This window comes from Staphylococcus sp. EG-SA-2 (assembly GCF_017152085.1).
This window is the reverse complement of the sequence record NZ_JACYHC010000884.1, coordinates 1-1065: the sequence shown is the minus strand read 5'-3', so window position 1 is coordinate 1065 and position 1065 is coordinate 1. Positions and strand designations below refer to the sequence as shown.

1 protein-coding gene is annotated in these 1065 nt (G+C 32.8%); it reads right to left on the bottom strand.

Translation table 11 applies throughout. The features are described 5' to 3' along the window. Positions 1-330: 330 nt before the first annotated feature. A partial coding sequence (locus IDG60_RS15685) for an amino acid--tRNA ligase-related protein (protein WP_346767042.1) occupies positions 331-1065 on the bottom strand: 735 nt, incomplete at its 5' end.

Genomic DNA, 1065 nt, shown 5'->3' with positions numbered 1-1065 from the left:
CATGTTCGTGCCCCCTTTTAAATTTAACCATTACTTAATAGTATAAATCATTTTCTTTAATTTTCGACTAAAATGCTTAATATATTTAACTAGTAGCAAACAAATTTTAAATAACAGTATTTTTTAAAACTAGATTTTAACAATGAACTTTATGGATAATCAGATGAACTATTTATTTTCCAAATATAGTTACTAAACAAAAGTTTGTTCATGATTAATATAAGCCGTTATCAATCTTCATTTTGCAAGCATAAATCGCCCAGCTATTAATATAGGCTGGACGATTCTTTTTATTATCATAATATAAATTTTAAGTAACGATCCTAAAACTTATGGATATAAACGGTTTAATAATCTTGGAAATGGCGCAGTTTCACGAACGTGTTCAACACCAGAAATCCATGCTACTGTGCGCTCTAAACCTAAACCAAATCCACAGTGTGGCACACTACCATAACGACGTAAGTCTAAGTAGTAACTATATGCTTCTTCGTCTAATCCATGTTCTTTAACGCGTTGTTCTAACAATTCTAAGTCATCCACACGTTCAGATCCACCGATAATTTCACCGTATCCTTCAGGTGCAATTAAGTCTGCACATAAGACAGTTTCTTCATTCTCAGGATTTGGTTGCATATAGAAAGGCTTAATTTTAGTTGGATAATTAGTAATAAACACCGGTAAATCATAATGATTAGCAATGGCAGTTTCATGTGGCGCACCAAAATCTTCACCCCATTCAATATCATCAAAGCCTTCTGCTTTTAAGAATTCAATTGCATCATCATATGAAATTCTAGGGAATGGTGTCGCAACTTTTTCAAGTTTTGATGTATCACGCTCTAAAATTTTCAACTCTAGTTTACAATTTTCTAAAACTGATTTTACTACATGTGTTACATATTGTTCTTGAATTTCTAAACTTTCAGCATGATTTGTGAAAGCCATTTCCCCTTCAATCATCCAGAACTCGATCAAGTGTCTACGTGTTTTTGATTTTTCAGCTCTGAAAGTTGGACCAAATGAAAATACTTTTCCGTGTGCCATTGCTGCAGCTTCTAAGTA